The sequence below is a fragment of the Halomonas sp. SL1 genome (assembly GCF_003030865.2).
Lineage (GTDB): Bacteria > Pseudomonadota > Gammaproteobacteria > Pseudomonadales > Halomonadaceae > Halomonas > Halomonas halophila.
On sequence record NZ_PYUQ02000014.1, the window covers coordinates 62,988 to 79,872 of the forward strand.

General features: G+C 67.5%; 14 protein-coding genes and 1 riboswitch. Of the genes, 7 read left to right on the forward strand and 7 right to left on the reverse strand.

The annotated features are described in order from the left end of the window. Positions 1-92: 92 nt before the first annotated feature. Both lhgO and glaH read right to left on the reverse strand, forming a co-directional pair. Positions 93-1,289 (reverse strand): L-2-hydroxyglutarate oxidase, encoded by a 1,197-nt coding sequence (lhgO, locus tag C9J49_RS08900; protein WP_046079432.1) that lies wholly within the window; start codon positions 1,287-1,289, stop codon positions 93-95. A 101-nt stretch (positions 1,290-1,390) separates the two neighbouring features. After that, positions 1,391-2,362 (reverse strand): glutarate dioxygenase GlaH, encoded by a 972-nt coding sequence (gene glaH / locus C9J49_RS08905; protein WP_107181273.1) that lies wholly within the window; start codon positions 2,360-2,362, stop codon positions 1,391-1,393. A gap of 302 nt (positions 2,363-2,664) precedes the next feature. Between glaH and C9J49_RS08910 the strand changes: the two genes are divergently transcribed. Continuing rightward, positions 2,665-2,940 (forward strand): XRE family transcriptional regulator, encoded by a 276-nt coding sequence (locus tag C9J49_RS08910; protein ID WP_035593727.1) that lies wholly within the window; start codon positions 2,665-2,667, stop codon positions 2,938-2,940. A gap of 92 nt (positions 2,941-3,032) precedes the next feature. Beyond that, the gene (locus C9J49_RS08915) at positions 3,033-3,704 is read left to right on the forward strand and encodes a hypothetical protein (RefSeq protein ID WP_046079434.1); all 672 of its coding nucleotides are present in this window, start codon (positions 3,033-3,035) and stop codon (positions 3,702-3,704) included. Between the two features lie 93 nt (positions 3,705-3,797). On the opposite strand, the gene ilvD is transcribed toward C9J49_RS08915, so the two are convergent. Continuing rightward, entirely contained in the window at positions 3,798-5,486 is a 1,689-nt protein-coding gene (gene ilvD / locus C9J49_RS08920; RefSeq protein ID WP_046079435.1) for a dihydroxy-acid dehydratase, read from the reverse strand. A gap of 69 nt (positions 5,487-5,555) precedes the next feature. Beyond that, the gene (locus C9J49_RS08925) at positions 5,556-6,944 is read right to left on the reverse strand and encodes a sodium:solute symporter (protein WP_107181274.1); all 1,389 of its coding nucleotides are present in this window, start codon (positions 6,942-6,944) and stop codon (positions 5,556-5,558) included. Further along, a riboswitch (TPP riboswitch) is annotated at positions 6,934-7,046 on the reverse strand. (Overlaps the previous gene by 11 nt.) 112 nt (positions 7,047-7,158) lie before the next feature. Between C9J49_RS08925 and C9J49_RS08930 the strand changes: the two genes are divergently transcribed. After that, positions 7,159-7,836: a hypothetical protein gene (locus C9J49_RS08930; RefSeq protein WP_046079437.1), complete on the forward strand. Its 678-nt coding sequence runs from the start codon at positions 7,159-7,161 to the stop codon at positions 7,834-7,836. A 125-nt stretch (positions 7,837-7,961) separates the two neighbouring features. On the opposite strand, the gene C9J49_RS08935 is transcribed toward C9J49_RS08930, so the two are convergent. The 3 genes from C9J49_RS08935 to C9J49_RS08945 form a co-directional block, all read right to left on the reverse strand. Next, the gene (locus C9J49_RS08935) at positions 7,962-8,711 is read right to left on the reverse strand and encodes a hypothetical protein (RefSeq protein ID WP_035593737.1); all 750 of its coding nucleotides are present in this window, start codon (positions 8,709-8,711) and stop codon (positions 7,962-7,964) included. 208 nt (positions 8,712-8,919) lie between these two features. Then, entirely contained in the window at positions 8,920-9,270 is a 351-nt protein-coding gene (locus tag C9J49_RS08940) for a YbaY family lipoprotein (protein ID WP_181454271.1), read from the reverse strand. Positions 9,271-9,661: 391 nt separating this feature from the next. Beyond that, on the reverse strand, positions 9,662-11,161 hold the full coding sequence (locus C9J49_RS08945) for a CoA-acylating methylmalonate-semialdehyde dehydrogenase (protein WP_046079439.1): 1,500 nt from the start codon (positions 11,159-11,161) through the stop codon (positions 9,662-9,664). A gap of 441 nt (positions 11,162-11,602) precedes the next feature. Between C9J49_RS08945 and katG the strand changes: the two genes are divergently transcribed. The 4 genes from katG to C9J49_RS08965 all read left to right on the forward strand — a co-directional run bounded on the left by katG (position 11,603) and on the right by C9J49_RS08965 (position 16,860). Then, on the forward strand, positions 11,603-13,786 hold the full coding sequence (katG, locus tag C9J49_RS08950; RefSeq protein ID WP_107181276.1) for a catalase/peroxidase HPI: 2,184 nt from the start codon (positions 11,603-11,605) through the stop codon (positions 13,784-13,786). A gap of 202 nt (positions 13,787-13,988) precedes the next feature. Further along, the gene (locus C9J49_RS08955; protein WP_107181277.1) at positions 13,989-14,912 is read left to right on the forward strand and encodes an AEC family transporter; all 924 of its coding nucleotides are present in this window, start codon (positions 13,989-13,991) and stop codon (positions 14,910-14,912) included. A 313-nt stretch (positions 14,913-15,225) separates the two neighbouring features. Continuing rightward, on the forward strand, positions 15,226-16,275 hold the full coding sequence (locus C9J49_RS08960) for a homocysteine S-methyltransferase family protein (protein WP_046079441.1): 1,050 nt from the start codon (positions 15,226-15,228) through the stop codon (positions 16,273-16,275). Positions 16,276-16,320: 45 nt separating this feature from the next. Then, entirely contained in the window at positions 16,321-16,860 is a 540-nt protein-coding gene (locus C9J49_RS08965) for a GNAT family N-acetyltransferase (protein ID WP_107181278.1), read from the forward strand. The last annotated feature ends 25 nt before the right edge of the window (positions 16,861-16,885 follow it).

Consider the following 16,885-nt stretch of genomic DNA (forward strand, 5'->3'; position numbering starts at 1 on the left):
CCCGCGCGGCGGGGCCACACCACCAACGTCGATACGGCGACTACTTTAGCGCTTCCTGCGCGCAGGCCAGGGTCCACCTTTCAACGCCGCCTTCACTCGCCGACCAGCTCCTTCACCTTGCCGACGATATGCGCACCGATCGGCAGCGCCGAGGTGGCCGCCGGCGACGGGGCGTTGCCCACGTTCACCGTGCGTGGCGTGTTGACGAACAGGAAGTCGTCGACCAGCTTGCCGTCCCGCGACACCGCCTGGGCACGTACCCCGGCCGGATAGGGCTCCAGGTCATCGAGGGTCAGGCTCGGGCAGTACTTGCGCACCAGCTCCAGGTAGCCACGCTTGTGCAACGAGTTCTTCATCTCCTTGAGCCCCGGGCGCAGGTTGCGCCCCAGCACCCGCAGGATGCCGGGATCGGTGAACATCCGCGCCAGATCGACCGGCGAGACGTCGCGCTTGCGATACCCCTCGCGCTTGAAGGCCAGCACGGCGTTGGGCCCCACGGTGACCGAACCGTCGATCATGCGCGTCAGGTGCACGCCGAGAAACGGCATCGACGGGTTCGGAATCGGATAGATCAGGTGATTGACGATGGCATTGTGACGCTCGGGCAGCCGGTAGTATTCGCCGCGGAAGGGGCAGATGGTGAACCCCGGGTCCTGGCCCAGCATGCGCACCACTCGATCGGCCATCAGCCCCGAGCAGGTCACGAGATAGCGCCCGCTGAACTCGCCGGCAGCGGTCGTCACCACCACTTCCTGGCGTCGTTCCTGGAGCCCGGTGACCTCGGCGCCAACGCGGATGTCACCGCCCATCCGCTCGAATTCGGCCGCCATCGCACGGGTCACGGCCCGATAATCGACGATGCCGCTGGACGGCACGAAGATGCCGCCGACGCCGGTGATGTTGGGCTCACGCTCCTTAAGCTCGCCCCCCGACAGCCACTCCCGCTCCAGGCCGTTGGCCTCGGTGCGCTCCCACAGCGCCTGCATGCGCTGCATCTCCAGGTCATTGGTGGCCACCAGCAGCTTGCCGCAGCTGGCGTAAGGAATGCCGTGTTCGTCGCAGAAGGCCTTGGTGGCGCGGTTGCCCTCCAGGCAGAAGCGCGCCTTGAGGCTGCCCGGGGTGTAGTAGACCCCGGCGTGGATCACGCCGCTGTTGTGCCCGGTCTGGTGGCAGGCCGGCTCATGCTCCTTCTCCAGCACCAGCATCCGGCGATCCGGATAGGCCTGCTTGAGCTGCATGGCGGTGGACATGCCGAGAATGCCTCCGCCGATGATGATGAAATCGTACATGCCGTCCTCGTTGCGATGAGCGAGGGCCACGCCGCGGAGACGGCGTGGCCCGGTCATGCCCCTTTATACTCTCAGGGCGCGATTCGACGTCGCCGCCCGCTTCAACGCTGGGGACGCGTCGCGGCATGGGTGAAATAGCCACGCTGGCGCATCAGCTCGCGGCGCAGCTCCGGGTGCGGCGTGAAGCGGTCCCGGCCGTGCAGCCAGAAGTGGTTGTTGATCAGCAGGAAGCTACCCACCGGGTTGGGCACCGACAGGGTCGCCGCGCTGCCCTCCAGCGATTCGGAGAGATCGCACAGCCAGTTGCCCTCCTCGAAGTCCTTCGGCTGCACGAACTGGTCGATGTAGGACATGATCGGCCGCCCCTCGCGGTCCACGTCGAACACCGGATGGAAGACGTCCTTGGCGACGTTCTTGCTGGGCGGCGCCGCCCAGCGCATCCCGCGGTGCGCCAGCGGATGGCGATAGAAGCGCTCCAGGTCCTCCCAGTCGTCCAGGTGCAGCAGCAGCGAGTCGCCGCCCTGCATGTGCCGCTCGTCGATCTTCATCATCAGCACGTAGTCGGTGTCCTGCTCGACGAAGGTGCCGTCGTTGTGCAGCTCCATCACCCGATGCGGCTGGCGCAGGTAGCTGTCGGACTCGTCGACGTTCCTGACCACGAAGCGGGCATAGAACTGGCCGCTCATGGCATCGAAGTTGGAGCGCCCCATCAGGTGCGCCACGGCGGTGGCGAACTTGACCATCTCCTCGGCCTGGGCCACGTCGTCCAGGCCCTCGGGCACCACCTGCAGTCCGCCGGTCGCGCGGTCCACCAGGGTATTGATCAGCACCGGCTGCAGGGTGTTGCCACACAGGTCGTCGAGGAGCTTCGCCACCCGGAAGCGCAGCATCGACTTGTACTCCAGTGCCTGCACCGGCCACTCGGCCACGGCCTCGACGAAGGCCGTGACCACCTCGCGGGAGAAGGTCATCTGCAGCAGGCGCGGCGACTGGGCCGACGGCGTCAGGGTGAAGCCCTGCAGGTCGGCGGGCAGCGGCATGGCGAGTTCGGGGATCCGGGTCAGCGCGGTCATCGGGAGGCTCCAGGGCGTCGAGGGTCGATGAATCAAAAATATCTACATTTTTATAAAACATCAACAAATTCCCGTCGTCCCTGCATCTTCCCCGCGCCCGGACATTCCGACCACAGACCAAAAACACCGGGGATTCAACCGCATCGGAGACCGCGCTTTGCCCTGTCCGCCCCTGGCCTTGCCATCCCCGCCATCGGCCGATTCAGCGGGCAATGAATCTTGCGCCATCCGCCTTTCGACCACTGGCGAAACGCGTCAAAAGGCTTCATGCTGTAGCGGTCGATTCTGTCCTGTGGAGCATCATGAGCACGGCAAGCCCATCCAACGCGGAAATCCTCGACCCTCCGCGACGATGCCCTGACCTCGACGTCAGGGACCTGGAACAACGTACGCGCCTCATGCGCATCATCACTCGGCTGATCGCCGTATCGGATCTCGGCAACCGCGAGATCGCCCGTCGCGCGGGCCTGCCGATGCAGAAGATCAGCGACCTTCTCGCCGGACGCCTGGAGCAGCTCACCCTCGACGAGCTACAGGCACTGCGCAGCACCATCGACCACGAACTCACGCCGCCCTAGCCGTCAGGCGACCCGCTCGCCCGCGCACTGGGCCCGGGCCGGTCTCGCCGGCCCTTCCACCTCATGGATTCGAGAGATCAGGGAGAATCCCGATGCGCCACCTCGTGACCGGCCTGCTGCTGGCCGCCTCGCTGCCCGCCCTGGCCGATGGCCAGGCCACCCTCGAGAGCCGCTCCGACCAGGGCACCGCCACCATGGAAGTCCGCTGGGCGGGCGATGACCTGCGCATGGACTTCCCCCGGCAGGCCCAGGCGGGCTTCATGCTGCTCAAGGACGGCAACGGCTACATGGTCACCCGGATGCAGGGCCAGACCCTGGTCATGGACATGGCCCGCCTCAAGCAGATGGCCGAGAGCATGGGCGGCGATCAGGCCATGGCCGGCGTGACCAGCCAGCAGGCCGACTCGGTCGAACGGCTCGAGGCCACCGGCGAACGCGAGATCATCGCCGGCCTGGAGGGCGAGGTCTATGCGCTGACGTGGACCGACAAGGCCGGCAACGCCCATGACGACACCCTGGTGCTGAGCGACGACGATCAGGTACGTGAGCTGATGCGTGCCTTCCACGCCTATCAACGCACCATGACCGGCGAATCCGACCCGATCGCCTCGGCGCTGGAGGAAGAGGGGCTCGGCATGCTGCGCTTCGGCGACCGCTTCCGCATCGCCTCGCTGTCCGACGAGGCCCCAGCGGCAAGCGCCTTCGAGCTGCCCGAGGACGCCATGAGCATGGAAGACATGATGAACCAGGCGCTCTCCCAGTAAGCCGACGGCCGCAGGGCACGCCCTGCCCGAAAGCACGAACGGCGCCGCCCCGAGGGGCGGCGCCGTCGCGTCTCGGGGCCCTGCCGGGGCGAGCTAGTCGGGGCGGTCGGTCACCGCCCCGGTCGAGGCGGAGCTGACCATCCGCGCGTACTTGGCCAGTACCCCGCGGGTGTAGCGCGGCGCCGGCCGCTGCCAGGCGGCATGGCGTCGTTCGAGTTCCTCGACGGTGAGCGCGACATCGAGGGTGTCGGCCTCGGCATCGATGGTGATGGTGTCGCCATCCTCGAGCAGCGCCAGGGGGCCGCCGTCGAAGGCCTCCGGCGTCACGTGGCCGACCACGAAGCCGTGACTGCCGCCGGAGAAGCGGCCGTCGGTGATCAGCGCCACCTCGCTGCCGAGTCCGCGCCCCATGATCGCCGAGGTCGGGGTCAGCATCTCGCGCATGCCGGGCCCGCCGCGGGGCCCCTCGTAGCGGATCACCACCACGTCGCCGGCCACCACGCTGCCGTCGTTGATGCGCGCCTGGGCCTCCTCCTCGGAGCCGAACACCCGGGCCCGGCCGGAGAAGCGCGTGCCCTCCTTGCCGGTGATCTTGGCCACCGCGCCCTCCGGGGCCAGGTTGCCGTGCAGCACGCGCAGGTGGCTCTGGGCCTTCAGCGGCGCCTCGAGGGGCGCGATGATCGCCTGCCCCTCGGGGTAAGGCACGACCTCGGCCAGGTTCTCGGCCAGGGTGGCGCCGGTCACGGTCAGGCAGTCGCCATGCAGCAGCCCGGCGTCGAGCAGGGTCTTCATCAGCGGCTGGATGCCGCCGATCTCGACCAGCTCGCTCATCATGTACTGGCCGCTGGGCCGCAGGTCGGCGAGCACCGGCACCCGCTTGCCGATCGCCGTGAAGTCGTCGAGGGAAAGCGACACGCCGATGGCGTCGGCCATGGCGATCAGGTGCAGCACCGCATTGGTGGAGCCGCCCAGGGCGATCACCACGGTGATGGCGTTCTCGAAGGCCTCGCGGGTCATGATGTCCGAGGGCGTGATGTCGCGCTCGAGCAGGGTCAGCACCGCCTCCCCCGCCGCCCGGCTGTCGTCGCGCTTGGTCTGGGACACGGCGTTCTGCGCCGAGCTGCCGGGCAGGCTCATGCCCAGCGCCTCGATGGCCGAGGCCATGGTGTTGGCGGTGTACATGCCGCCGCAGGCACCGGGCCCGGGAATCGCCGTCTCCTCGATCCGCTTGACGTCGATGAGGTCGAGATCGCCGCGGCTGTGGGCGCCCATGGCCTCGAACACCGAGACGATGTCGGTGTGCCCCTCGCCGGGCAGGATGGTGCCGCCGTAGACGAAGACGCTGGGCCGGTCGAGCCGCGCCAGGCCGATCAGGCAGCCGGGCATGTTCTTGTCGCAGCCGCCGATGGCCACCAGGCCATCGAAGCCCTCGCAGCCGGCCACCGTCTCGATGGAATCGGCGATCACCTCCCGCGACACCAGTGAATACTTCATGCCCTCGGTGCCGTTGGCGATGCCGTCGGAGATGGTGATGGTGTTGAAGATCACGCCCTTGCCGCCGGCCGCATCGGCACCAGCGCTGGCCTGCTCGGCGAGCTCGCCGATGTGGCTGTTGCAGGGCGTGACGCGGCTCCAGGTGGACGCAATGCCCACCTGGGGCCTGGTGAAGTCGGCGTCGTTGAAGCCCACCGCGCGCAGCATGGCGCGGCTGGCCGACTTGCCGACGCCGTCCACCACCGGGGCGGAATGGCGGCGGCGGGGATCCTGTGGCGTGTCACTCATGGCGCGGCTCCTCCGTCAGGTCGGGATGACCTTCAGAGGGTGGCCGTCATCCGCCGGCCTGGCAACCGTTCAGGCCGTACGCCGCACCGCGGCCGGGCGCCACCAGGCCACCAGCAGCGCCACCGCGCTGGAGGCCAGAAGCGCACCGAGGAAGGGCGGCAGGGTCGGCACCCCGCCGGGAAAGCTCGCCGCCAGCAGGCCATCGAGGGCACTGCCCGAGGCGACCCACCCCGGCAGCACCGCGCCCGCCAGCCCGGCGAGACCGCCGGCCAGCGCCGCCATGGCGCTCATCCGCGCCCACAGCCCCAGCAGCACCGGCACCACGATGGCCGCGCACAGCAGATCGGCGATCAGGAACAGTCGCAGCACCGAGAGCCCCTGCAGGGCGATCGCCACCACCGGCACCATCAGCGCCACGGTGACCCACCGCGCCGCCCTGAGCGACAGGCCGCGACGGCCGCTGCCGGCCACCACCAGCGAGGCGATGCCGTTCTGCAGGGTATCGACGCTGGAGGCCACCAGGGTCACCGCCAGCACCAGCGCCGGCAGCGCCAGCCAGCCCGGCGCCTCGGCGAGCAGCGCGAAGAACGGGATCGGCGGCTCGCCCAGCGACACGCCCGCCATGGCGGCCAGCATGCCGAGGCCGCCGACCACCGCCACCACCAGCACGGTGATGCCGCCGCCCAGCCAGGCGCCGCGCCCCAGCGCCCGGTCGTCCCGGGCCGCCCACACCCGCTGCCAGTAGCCCTGATGGAAGAGGTTGGCCGCGGTCACCGCGATCACCAGCGTCAGCGCCACGGACAGGGCATCCGCGGCGGGGATCGACGGCAGCGCGGCCTCGGCCGGCAGCTCGGGCAACCGGGCCAGCGCCACGCCGCCCACCACCCCCAGCAGGGCCAGCAGCAGCCAGGCCTGCCAGCGGTCGGTGGCCAGGCTCGCACGCAGCCCGCCCAGCGCGGTGTAGAGCAGGGTCGCCACCGCCACGCCGACCACCACCAGCGCCACCGGGACGTCCGACAGCAGCCCGGTGATGGCGCCGATGGCGGTCAGCTCGGCGGCCAGGAAGCAGCCCATGTACAGCACCGAGACCAGCGCCACCCAGCGGCGGATGCCGGCGCCGAAACAGGCCTCGGCGTACTCGCCGATGCTGCGCCCCTCCGGCAGGCGACGGCGGATGGCCGGGCCGAAGGCGCCGAGCACGATGAACGGCAGCGCCGAGCCGATGGCATAGCCGGCCAGACCCAGCGGGCCGACGAAGGCGCCGATCTCGGGCGGCGCGAAGAGGATCCAGGCCCCCATGCCGGAGGCCAGGAAGGAGAGCCCCAGGGTCGGGGCCGACTGGGAGTTGCGGGCGGTAACGTAGTCGTCGAGCGGGCCGTCGGCCCGGCGGGCACGCAGGCCCAGAACGGTGAAACACAAAAGCGCCGCGCCAAGCACGGCTGACGTCAGATAAGGCATGTCGCACTTCCTCCGCCGGTGTGAACCGGATCAGGTTCCAGGGTCAGCGACGCACGCTCTCTCAGCCCCGCCGATGCCGGCGAGACTCCCCTGGCGACAGTGAATGGATTGTAGTGGCGATCCTCAAGACAGGGCCAAAATGGCCGATATCCGGATTGCCACGCCAGCATGACACATCCTTCCCGCCATTCGAACAACCAGCCCGGACCCCGCCATGCCGTTTACCGAAGCCAAGGAACACGCCCCCGGTTGCCTGCACCGGATCTTCGCCGAGCCCTACGCCGCCTTCGACAACGGCGTCCCCGAGCGCCAGCTGCACCTGCGCATCGCCCTCCAGGCGCTGCTGGAGGCGCCGATGCGCGAAGGGCGACTGACGCTCAGGGTGATCCACGGCTGGGAGAACGGCGGCTGCGCCCCCGAAGACCTGCGACATGGCGACCATGCGCTGGGCAAGACGGCCGACCTGCGTGCGATCGCCGAGCGCTACCAGCAGGCGCTGGACCGTCTCGCCCCGCTGCCGGGCGAGGCCGACAGCCTGCTCGCCGAGCCGCTGGCCAGTGCCATCGCCGGCGCCGAGGCCGACGGCCTCGAGGTCGACTCAGAGACTCGAGACAACCCGGCCCGCTGGCCGGCGTTTCCCCGCGGCCTGTCGCTGTATACCTTCTTCAAGGTCTATCACCGCCTGACCTACGGCGAGGACGAGGCCTACCGCTCGATCCGCTGCAATACGCCCGAGGGCAGCCGCGAGATCCACGAATTCCATCTGGAGGAAGGCGAATTCGCCATCGTTCGCCCCGCCGCCGACGAACCCGGCGAGTGCGTGCTGGTGCTGCACGTGGGCCAACTGGAACCGCTGAGCGAGCTGCTGGAGATGGCCCATATCCGCCCCTAGGCGATACCGGAGCGGGGCCTCAGGAGGAGGCAGAAGCTTCCATGGAAGGGGCCAGGATCGCCTGAGACGTCATTGATCTTTAGCGCTTCGGAGGCGACCAGCGGCCCCCTACTCACCGCTGCCGTTCAAGGCAACAGCAGCTTCGCGGTGAGGTTGAGGGTGTCCGAGGCGCTCACCCCCTCGTCGTAGAAGTTGTGCTCATAGCTGGCCGTGAACTGCACCGGATACTCCTGAATCCTCACCAGCTTGTTGAGCGCAACGCCCAGGGGCAGGCTCACCCAATCATGCTGCTCCCAGTCATAGGTGATCGACATGTCGGAGGCCCCCGCCGACCAACCATTCCCGAGGCTGTAGTTCACGATCGGCTGCACGATCGAGATATTCACGTCGCGGTAGTCGTCGTCTCCCGCCACCGTGAACACGTTCTGGTTGAACAGCCCCCATATCCCCCAGGGTTGGCTGGCCACGAAGCCCACGGCGGGACCGAGGCCCCATTTCTCGGCGCTCAGGCCGTCTTCCCCGGTCGGCAACAGCGCTACCGCACCCACGCCGAATCGCCCCCATGACCGGTCGAAGGTCACCAGGTCGAAGAGTGTCATGTCGGACCAGCCGCTCGAGTCATTCGGCGAGTCGGTCACGTAAGGCGCGGTGAGCCGGAAGATGTTGCTGGAGTCGCCCAGCGAGAACGGAATGGCGGCGCGGAACTGCATGCGGTTTCCGTCCTCGTCGTCGAGGTTGTGGTACCGGTACGTGTAGAAGTCCTGCAGCTGGAAGGCCATGACGGAGGCCGTCGGATCATTGGCTTCCGAGCCCAGGCCATCTTGCTGAGCGCTGGCTATCCCCGGGGAAAACATGGCAAAGAAGGTGGCGATCATCAGTGCATTTCGTGCAAGCATCCGTGGCTCCCTGGTCTCCGGTTTTCTTTCCCCATGCCCGGATAGGCATGCCCACAGCAGGCAGGCACGTTTCATGTCCGCAGACGTGGCACCCGTGATGCCCCACGGATGGCTCGCTGGCGCACCTGCAGAGCCAAAGCCGAAGGAAACTCGCGAGGGGGGAAATCTCCCTCGGCCCCAGCAACGCTTACTGCCGCGAGACCCTGATGCGCACGGGGTCGGCCGCCTCGCCGGCGAAGGGATCAACGTGCTCCGTACTGGTGAACAGCAGCTCACCGTCGTGAACGATCCGTGCCCGCAGTCCGTAAGTCATGCGCTCGTCGATGGCCTGAGGATCATAGACCAGCCGGAACGGATAAGGGGGCTGGGCGCCCTCGACGGTGTAGGTGTAATCGGTGAGCACGGTGGCGGGCGCATCCGCGCGCGACTGATCCTCGAGCGTCACGATGACCTCGGCTCCCGGGGGCAGCGCCATGCGCTCGCGATACCACACCTCGCCGCTGATGACCCGCATCAGGGAGTTGTCCGGCTGCTGCATCGACGACTCCCCCGCCCTCTGTGGCTGACTGCATGCCGCCAGCAACAGGACGAGAGTGCCAATCATCCAGGGACCGGTCACTGCCGCGATTCCGTTTTTCGATCTCATTGATGACTCCTTCATGTACCAGGGCAGAGAGAAGACTCGTCACCGCTGGCCGCGTCACCCCGGATAGGCCCGTGGCGCCAAGGCGGGTTCATTCCCGTCGACACTCCATCAAGTTAGCAAGGTTTCCACGTACCGCCAGAGCAAGCGGGAGGCCTGACATGACCCGGGTCATGGAATCCCCCGGGCGCCGAACGCCGTACCGTCTACCGGGCAAGCCGCCCCAACCACGACGGCCCCGCCTCTCCCGAGGCGGGGCCGTCGATGATCGCCGAGCGGGATGGGATCAGCTCAGCGAGATGGTGCTGTTGATGCCGCCGGAGACGTTTTCCGGCTCGAACCAGCGGGCGGTGACGGTCTTGGTCTGGGTCCAGAAGCCGATCGCCTGCTTGCCGTTGGGTCCCAGGTCGCCGAGCTTGGAGGCCCGCGAGCCGGTGAAGCTGAAGTAGGCCACCGGCACCGGAATCGGCACGTTGATGCCCACCTGGCCGACGTCGATCTCGGTCTCGAAGCGGCGAGCCACCCAGCCGGAGTTGGTGAAGATCGAGGTGCCGTTGCCGTTGGGATTGGCGTTGATGAACTCGATCGCCTCGTCGAGCGTCTCGGCGCTCACCACGCACAGCACCGGGCCGAAGATCTCCTCGCGGTAGATGGTCATCTCGGCGGTCACGTCGGCGAACAGGGTCGGGCCGACGAAGTTGCCCTCCGGATAGCCCTCGACCTCACGGCCACGACCGTCGACCAGCAGCCGGGCGCCCTCCTGCTCGCCGGCGGCGATCAGGTCCTCCACCCGCGCCTTGGCGGCCGGCGACACCAGCGGGCCGAGGTCGGCGTCACGCTGGGTGCCGGGGCCGACCTTCATGTGGCGGGCGCCCTCGACCAGCTCGTCCAGCCAGTCGCGAGCCTCGCCCACCAGCACCACCACCGAGTTGGCCATGCAGCGCTGGCCGGCGGCGCCGAAGGCCGAGCCCAGCAGGTTGTTGATGGCCTGGCTGCGGTTGGCGTCGGGCATCACCACACAGTGGTTCTTGGCCCCCATCATCGCCTGGGCGCGCTTGCCGGCCTCGGCGGCGCGGCGATAGAGCTGGGTGCCGACGTGGGTCGAGCCGATGAACGACACCGCCTTGATGTCCGGATGATCGCAGAGGCGATTGGCCACGTCCGGGCCGCCGTGGACCACGTTGAGCACGCCGGCCGGCACGCCGGCCTCGTGGGCCAGCTCGACCAGCCGCATGGTCGAGCTCGGATCCTGCTCGGAGGGCTTGAGCACGAAGGTGTTTCCGGTGGCGATGGCCAGCGGGAACATGAAGCACGGCAGCATGATCGGGAAGTTGAAGGCGGTGATCCCGGCGCCCACGCCCAGCGGCTGATTGAGGGTGTAGACGTCGACCTCGGTGGCGGCGTTCTCGGCCAGCTCGCCGAGCTGCAGCGAGGTGATCGAGCAGGCGTGCTCCACCACCTCGAGGCCACGACCCACCTCGCCGGCGGCGTCCGGCAGGGTCTTGCCGTGCTCCTCGGTGATCAGCGCGGCCAGCTCCTCGGTGTGCTCGCGGATCAGCGCCTGCAGCTTCAGCATGATGCGCTGACGCTTGGCCAGCGGCGTGCGACGCCATTCCTGGAAGGCTGCCCTGGCGCTGGCCACGGCGCGATCGACCTCCTCCAGGGTGCAGAACGGCACCCGGGCGACCACCTCCTGGGTGGCCGGATTGAGTACGTCGCGCCATTCCTGGCTCTGCGAGGTGACGGCCTGGCCATCGATATACAGCGGGATCTCTCTGACGGACATCTAGCGGCTCCTTTGGCGGCCCCGGGGAGAGGCTCCCTGCCCTCCCCCGGGTTCGCGGTTTGTGATTGTTATCCGATGTTCGGCCCCGTTAATGCATCGACGGGGCCGGATCGAGAACAGCGAAACGCTCATGCGGGGCTCATGATTACCGAGCCATCGAGTGTAGGGAGGCCGCGAATCGCCAGGCAACCAGGGGGCGACCAATGGACGACGGCCGGCCACGCCGAACGGGACCGGCCTCGTATCGTCAAAGGACGATAAAGGTTTGCTATCAACTTGTTCAGGAAAGAAAAATGGCAGTCGCCCCAGTCATCACTAAGCTATGTGAAAGAGGCTAGAGGCCCGCTTGGATGTACCGGATTCCCGGCATTCGGCAACAAGGGCGGCGACGTGACCTCTATCGATACTGGAGCACACGACCACGCGATGAAGGAGTACGAGATGGGTGACGCAACACAGCAAGGCGGCGCGGGCAAGTGCCCGGTCATGCACGGCGGCATGACCGAAACCGGCACCTCGGTCATGGACTGGTGGCCCAATGCCCTCAACCTCGACATCCTCCACCAGCACGACCGCAAGACCGACCCGATGGGCGACGACTTCGACTATCGCCAGGAAGTCCGCAAGCTCGACTTCGAGGCGCTGAAGAAGGACATGCACGCCCTGATGACCGACAGTCAGGCGTGGTGGCCGGCCGACTGGGGCCACTACGGCGGCCTGATGATCCGCATGGCCTGGCACGCCGCCGGCTCCTACCGCATCGCCGACGGCCGAGGCGGCGGCGGCACCGGCAACCAGCGCTTCGCCCCGCTCAACAGCTGGCCGGACAATGGCAACCTCGACAAGGCACGGCGCCTGCTGTGGCCGCTTAAGAAGAAGTACGGCAACAAGGTCAGCTGGGCCGACCTGTTCATCCTCGCCGGCAACGTCGCCTACGAGTCCATGGGCTTCAAGACCTTCGGCTTCTCCTTCGGTCGCGAGGACATCTGGCATCCCGAGAAGGACGTCTACTGGGGCGCCGAGAAGGAATGGCTGGCCCCCTCCGATGAGCGCTACGGCGACGTCGACAAGCCCGACACCATGGAGAACCCGCTGGCCGCGGTGCAGATGGGCCTGATCTACGTGAACCCCGAGGGGGTCAATGGCCAGCCCGACCCGCTGAAGACCGCCGAACAGGTTCGCGAGACCTTCTCCCGCATGGCCATGAACGACGAGGAAACCGCGGCGCTGACCGCCGGCGGCCACACCGTCGGCAAGACCCACGGCAACGGCGATGCCGACGCCCTGGGGCCGGAGCCGGAAGCCGCGGACGTGGAGGCCCAGGGTTTCGGCTGGCTCAACCCGAACCAGCAGGGCAAGGCCACCAACGCCGTCACCTCCGGCCTCGAGGGCGCCTGGACCAAGAACCCCACCCAGTTCGACATGGGCTACTTCGACATGCTGTTCGGGCATGAGTGGGAGGTCACCAAGAGCCCCGCCGGCGCCAACCAGTGGGAGCCCGTCGACATCAAGGAGGAGGACAAGCCGGTCGATCCCACCGACCCGTCCGTCCGCCACAACCCGATGATGACCGACGCCGACATGGCGATGAAGATGGACCCGACCTACCGGGCCATCTGCGAGAAGTTCATGAAGGATCCGGAATACTTCAAGGACTGCTTCGCCCGCGCCTGGTTCAAGCTGACCCACCGCGACATGGGCCCGAAGACCCGCTACATCGGCCCGGAAGTGCCGGACGAGGACCTGATCTGGCAGGACCCGGTACCGGCCGGCAACATCAACTATTCGGTCGAGGCCGCCAAGCAGAAGATCGCCGAAAGCGACCTGTCCATCGGCGAGATGGTCGCCACCGCCTGGGACAGCGCCCGCACCTACCGCGGCTCCGACATGCGCGGCGGCGCCAACGGCGCGCACATCCGCCTGGCGCCACAGAAGGACTGGCCGGGGAACGAGCCCGAGCGCCTGAACAAGGTGTTGAAGGTCTACGAGGGCATCGCCGCCGAGACCGGCGCCAGCCTGGCCGACCTCATCGTGCTGGGCGGCAGCGTCGGCATCGAGCGAGCGGCCCGTGCGGCCGGCCACGACATCCTGGTGCCGTTCTCGCCGGGCCGCGGCGATGCCAGCGCCGAGATGACCGACGCCGACTCCTTCGAACCGCTGGAGCCGGTGGCCGACGGCTTCCGTAACTGGCTGAAGCAGGACTATGTGGTCAAGCCCGAGGAGCTGCTGCTCGACCGCGCTCAGCTGATGGGCCTCACCGCCCCCGAAATGACCGTGCTGATGGGCGGCATGCGCATGCTGGGCACCAACCACGGCGGCAGCAAGCACGGCGTGTTCACCGACCGCGAGGGTCAGCTGAGCAACGACTTCTTCGTCAACCTGACCGACATGGCCAACCACTGGAAGCCCGCCGGCAAGGGCCTCTACGAGATCCGCGACCGCAAGACCGATCGGGTGAAGTGGACCGCCACCCGCATCGACCTGGTGTTCGGCTCCAATTCCGTCCTGCGCTCCTACGCGGAGGTCTACGCTCAGGACGACAACGAGGCCAAGTTCGTGAAGGACTTCGTGGCCGCCTGGACCAAGGTCATGAACGCCGACCGCTTCGATCTCGAACTGGGCTGATCACCCACCCGACGGCCGCCGCACCCCGCGGCGGTCCCCGACGACATCGCGCCGGCCCTCGTGGCCGGCGCGCTTCGTTGTGGGCGCCCGCTGTCTTGCTCGGCCGCTATCCGGGCGTATCGACCGTCTTCTCATCGATTAGACGGCATCGCCGTATCCGCCTAGGCTAGCCTCTCCATCGTGCCGCCGCCCAGGAGCCCCCATGTCGTCCGTTCTCGGTGTCGTTCTGCCCATCTTCGGCCTGATCCTGGCGGGCTACCTGTGCCGCCGCACCGGCCGGCTGGGCGAGACCGCCGCCGCCGAGCTCAACCGCTTCGTGGTCTGGCTGTGCCTGCCGGCGCTGCTGTTCCGCACCACCGCCACCGCCCGCTGGGAGGAGATCTGGCATCCGGGCTTCATCGCCGCCGTGACCCTGCCGACGCTGCTGCTGTTCGCGGTCACCGTGGGCTATCGCCTGCGCGGCCGGCGCCGGCTGGTCGACGCCAGCATCGACGGCCTCGGCGCCGCCTACGCCAACACCGGCTACGTGGGCATTCCCCTGAGCCTGCTGGTGCTGGGCGAAGCCGGGCTGGCACCGGCGCTGATCGCCACCCTGATCGTGGTCTGCGTGCTGTTCGCCATCGCCGTGGTGTGCATCGAGGTCGGCCTGCAGGACGAGCCGTCCTTCGTCCAGGCACTCGGCAAGGTGTTCAAGGCCCTGGCCAGGAACCCGCTGGTGGTCTCGCCGCTGGTGGGCGCGCTGTGGGCGCTGGGCGGCGCGCCCCTGGACGGCCCCTTCGACGACTTCCTGCGCCTGCTGGGCGATGCCACCACGCCCTGCGCACTGGTCTCGCTGGGCCTGTTCCTGGCCCAGAAGCAGAGCGGTTCCGCCGAAGGCGCCTGGGGGCTGGTCGGCCTCAAGCTGCTGGTGCATCCGCTGATCACCTGGGTGCTGGCGTTCCACGTCTTCGCGCTGCCGCCGCTTTGGGCCAAGTCGGCGCTGCTGATGAGTGCGCTGCCCACCGGCACCGGGCCCTACATGCTGGCGGAGTTCTACGGCCGCGAGGCGGCGGTCGTCTCGCGCACCGTGCTGCTCTCGACGCTGGGCTCGGTGGTAACGCTATCGCTGTGCCTCTACTGGCTCTAGAGGCAGGCTCGAGGCGACGTGGTGCGTGTTTTCGATAGCTCCCGGGAACGGGAGGCTGCCCCTGTCCTGGCGTTGTCCGCCCCTGACAATAAGCGCGTTGTGCGATGGCTTCGCTTCCGGAGATAACGGCCAGCCGATGCCTTCCCCTTGAACGTCAAAGACCCCGGCGAATATTCATTTCATTGTTAGAAATATCACCTTGGATGAATTTCAATCATCTTCAAGCCGGAAAACCTTCATTGGTGACGAGGGCTGAACGACTGCCAGAATGCAGCTTGATTCAAGACACCTACCACCGCGGAGGCATGCATCCATGGCACAAGACCTGATCACCCAACGACTCGACCGGGGCCCCCTCATCTGTGCCGAGGGCTTCCTGTTCGAGCTTGAACGGCGCGGTTATCTCTCCGCCGGTGAGTTCGTTCCCGAAGTGGCGTTGCTGCGCCCGGACGCGCTGGAAGCGCTGCACCGGGATTTCCAGCATGCCGGATCAGACATCGTTCAGGCCTTCACCTATAACGGCCACCGCGAAAAGATGAAGGTCATCGGCAAGGAAGACTTGTTGGAGCCGCTGAATCGGGCCGCGTTGAAGATTGCCCGCAAGGTGGCCGATGAAAAGGCCGGTAACCTGATGGCCGGCAACATTTCCAACAGCAACGTCTGGGACCCGGAAGATCCGGTCTCCCAGCAGAGCGTACGCGACATGTTCGACGAGATGGTGCAATGGGCCGTCGAGGAAGGCGCCGACTTCATCATCGCGGAAACCTTCTACTATGCCGGAGAAGCCGAAGCGGCCCTGGAGGCGATCAAGGCCAAGGGGCTGCCGGCCGTGGTCACCCTGGCGCCGATGGCCGAGAATCGCATGATCGATGGCCCCGGCATCGTGGAAACCTGCGTCGCCCTGGAGCAGAAGGGCGCCAGCGTGGTCGGTCTGAACTGCTTCAGAGGGCCGGATACCATGCTGCCCTGGATCCAGCAGATTCGCGATGCCGTTGCCTGCCATGTGGCAGCGCTGCCGGTGACCTATCGCACCACCGAGCAGGAACCGACCTTCTTCAACCTCTCCGACCATCAGGGGTGCGGCTGCCCGGCGCCCCATGGACGCCCCTTCCCGACCGCCCTGGACCCGCTGTTCTGCAACCGCTACGAACTCGGCGCCTTTGCTCGCGACGTTCATGCCCAGGGGGTCAACTACCTCGGCGTCTGCTGTGGCGCATCGCCGATGCACGTGCGCGAGGTCGCCATGGCGGTGGGACGTGAGCCGGAAGCCGCCCAGTTTGCGGAGCGCATGGAGAACCACTTCATGTACGGCTCCCATGATCGCCTGCCGGACCATATCGCCGCCCTGGGGGAAAAGGCCTGAAGGGGCCGTTACCCTGAACCTGCGTACGGCAGCCAAGGAGCCCGCATGGAATTCTCGCAAGGCGCCCAGGGGCGAGATCAGGCGCTCGTCGAACTGTTCACGGCGACCTTCACCGCCGCCGAGGGAGCGTCGGAAGGCACGCTGATCGGCGATCTGGTGGGTAACCTGCTGTCTCGCACACCCGCGCCGGATCGGCATGTCTTCACCGCCGAGTCCGATGGTGCGGTCATCGGCGCGGCGATCTTCTCGAGGCTGACCTACGACCAGGATGACCGGAGCGTGCTGGTGCTCGGCCCGGTGGCGGTGGCGACCGAGTGGCAAGGCCAGGGGGTCGGACGGCAGCTGCTGACCCATGCCCTGCAAGCGCTGCGTGAGGCAGGCATCGACATCGCCGTGACCTATGGTGACCCGAACTACTACTCGCGTGTCGGCTTTGCGCCGGTCACCACGACCTTCATCCCGGCGCCGTTCGCGCTGCAATACCCCGAGGGCTGGCTCGCACAACCGCTCACCGAGGCCGAGATGACGCCGCTGAAGGGCAGAGCCCACTGTGTCGAGGCATTCAACGACGCGACCTTCTGGTGACAGACGCGCCGGGCGAGGCGTGACA